General features: G+C 77.3%; 2 protein-coding genes. Both read right to left on the bottom strand.

From position 1 onward, the window contains the following. Positions 1 to 33: 33 nt before the first annotated feature. Positions 34 to 1,626: an RsmB/NOP family class I SAM-dependent RNA methyltransferase gene (locus ACFWFR_RS19005; RefSeq protein ID WP_377624145.1), complete on the bottom strand. Its 1,593-nt coding sequence runs from the start codon at positions 1,624 to 1,626 to the stop codon at positions 34 to 36. Further along, positions 1,623 to 2,576, bottom strand: coding sequence for a methionyl-tRNA formyltransferase (fmt, locus tag ACFWFR_RS19010; RefSeq protein WP_377624147.1), 954 nt, complete (start codon positions 2,574 to 2,576; stop codon positions 1,623 to 1,625). The genes ACFWFR_RS19005 and fmt overlap by 4 nt, the downstream gene beginning before the upstream one ends. Between the last annotated feature and the right edge of the window lie 48 nt (positions 2,577 to 2,624).

Raw genomic sequence — 2,624 nt, forward strand, 5'->3', positions numbered from 1 at the left:
GGGCCACCCGACCCGGCCGCGGACGGCAGGTGCTCAGGCCCGACGGCGCAGCAGCGTCAGGTGCATCGCGTCGGTCCCGTGGACGTGCGGCCACAGCTGGACGTCGGTGCGGTCGGCGAGGGGGATGTCGTCCCCCGCGACCTGCCGCACGGCCGCGGCCGCGTCGAGGACCTCGACGTCGTCGCGCCCGGCCAGGACGTCCTTGACCACGAGCTGGGTCTCCGCGAGGTGCGGGGAGCACGTGACGTACCCGACGACGCCGCCGGGGCGCACGGCGTCCAGGGCCGAGCCGAGCAGCTCGCGCTGCAGCGTCGTGAGGGTCGCGATGTCCCCCGGGGTGCGGCGCCAGCGCGACTCGGGGCGCCGGCGCAGCGCCCCCAGCCCGGTGCAGGGGGCGTCGACCAGGACGCGGTCGTACGCGCCGGGCTCCTCGACCCCCACCTGGCGCCCGTCGCCCACCTGCACGCGCTCGACCGCGTCCGCGGGCACGGCCGCGAGCGCCTGCTCGACCAGGCGGGCGCGGTGCGGGGCGACCTCGTTCGCCACGATGCGTGCGCCCTGCTCGCCCGCGAGGGACGCCAGGAGCGCCGCCTTGCCGCCGGGGCCCGCGCACAGGTCGAGCCAGCGCTCGTCGGGGTTCGCCGCACGGTCGGACAGGGCGCCCGCCGTGGGCGTCGAGTGTGCGGCGGGCAGCGTGGGCGCTGCCGCGAACGCGAGCGTCACGAGCTGGCTGCCCTCGTCCTGGACACCTGCGGCGCCGTGACGGACCGCAGGGATCGCGGCCGGGTCCGAGCCGGACAGCACCAAGGCCGTGGGGGCCCAGCGGCCGGGGTCCGTGGTGGCGTCCCCGCGCACGTCGTGCGTGACCTCGCCCGCGAGGCGCTCGCGGCTGACCAGGCCGGGGCGCGCCACGAGGGTCACCCGGGGGGCGGTGTTGTCGGCCTCGAGGAGCTCGGCCAGGTCGTCCGCCGAGCGTCCCGTGCCGACCAGGGCCTCGCGCATCGCACGCGCGATCCACACGGGGTGGGACTGGGTGATCGCGAGGCGCGTGACGTCGTCGGGCGCGTCGGCAGAGATGACCTCGAGCCACTCCTCGAGGGTCGAGCGCGAGATCTTGCGCAGGACCGCGTTGACGAACTGGGCGCTGCCGGCGCCGGCGCGGGCGCGGGCCAGGCCCACGGTCTCCGAGACGGCCGCGTGCTGGGCCACGCGCATGCCCAGGAGCTGGTGGGCGCCCAGGCGCAGCAGGTCGAGCACGTTCGGGTCGACCTGGTCGAGGGGACGGTCCACGCACCGGGAGACGATCGCGTCGTAGCGCCCGCGCAGGCGCAGGGTGCCGTAGGCGAGCTCGGTCGCGAAGGCTGCGTCGCGACCGCGGATGCCGCGCGCGCGCAGCAGGGGCGGCAGGACGAGGTTCGCGTAGGCGTCGGAGGACGCGACCTCCTGCAGGACGTCGAACGCGACGTTGCGCGCGGGGTCGGTCACCTTGGCGCGCTGGGAGGGCGCCGACTCGGACCGTTGGCCCGCGCCCCGGGCGCGCGCCGCGCCGCGCTCGCGGCCCTGGGCGTCGCGGCGGTCGCCGCCGCCGCGCTGGGGGCTTCCGTGGGTGCGTGCCTCGCCGCTCATGCGTGGTCCTTCGTGTCGTCGGGGGTCCCGAGGACGACGTGGTCGCCCAGGCGGGCGCCGCGGGCCCAGTCGGTCGCGGCCATGTGCTTCTTGCCCACGGGGGCGACCTCGCCGAGCGCGACCGCGTGCGTGCCGGTGCCCACGAGGACCTCACGCTTGCCGGCGCGCAGCTCCCCGGGGGCCAGGTCGTCCACGTCGGGGCGCGGCGTGACGGGACCCAGGCCCAGGCGGGCGCCGTCGGGTAGCGTGGTCCAGGCGCCGGGCGCGGGCGTGCAGCCGCGCACCTGGCGGTCGATCGCGAGCGCCGGGTGGGCCCAGCGCACGTGCGCGTCCTCCGGGACGAGCTTCGCGGCGATGCTGACCCCCTCGGCCGGCTGGGCGACCGGGGACGCCACACCGTCCTCGATCGCGTCGAGGGTCGCCACGAGCAGGCCGGCTCCCGAGGTCGCGAGGCGCCCCAGGAGGTCGCCCGAGGTGTCGCGGGGGCGGATGGTCTCGGTCGCGGTGCCCAGCACGGGGCCGGTGTCCAGGCCCTCCTCGAGCAGGAAGGTCGTGGCGCCGGTGACCTCGTCGCCCGCGATGATCGCGCGCTGCACGGGGGCCGCGCCGCGCCAGGCGGGCAGCACCGAGAAGTGCAGGTTGACCCACCCGTAGCGGGGCACGTCGAGCACCTCGCGGCGCAGGATCTGCCCGTACGCCACGACGGGCGCGCAGTCGATCTCGAGGGCCTCGAGCCGGGCGACGAACTCCGCACCGCGGGGCACGTCGGTGATGACCGGGATCCCGGCCTCCTCTGCCCGCACCCGCACGGGACTGGGGGTCAGCCTGCGGCCGCGACCCGAGGGCGCGTCGGCACGGGTCAGGACAGCGACCACCTCGTGCCGGGAGTCGATCAGGGCATCGAGGGCCGGGACGGCCGCTTCCGGGGTTCCGGCGAAGAGCACACGCATGGGGCGAGTCTAGGCGGTGCGCCCCTGCCGGCCGCCCCGTCCGGGCCC

This window comes from Oerskovia sp. NPDC060287, from assembly GCF_042726775.1.
Lineage (GTDB): Bacteria > Actinomycetota > Actinomycetes > Actinomycetales > Cellulomonadaceae > Oerskovia > Oerskovia merdavium.

Bases quoted from the DNA above. Each gene is read 5' to 3' on its own strand.
- fmt (WP_377624147.1), bottom strand. From the start codon at position 2,576: ATGCGTGTGCTCTTCGCCGGAACCCCGGAAGCGGCCGTCCCGGCCCTC.
- ACFWFR_RS19005 (WP_377624145.1), bottom strand. From the start codon at position 1,626: ATGAGCGGCGAGGCACGCACCCACGGAAGCCCCCAGCGCGGCGGCGGC.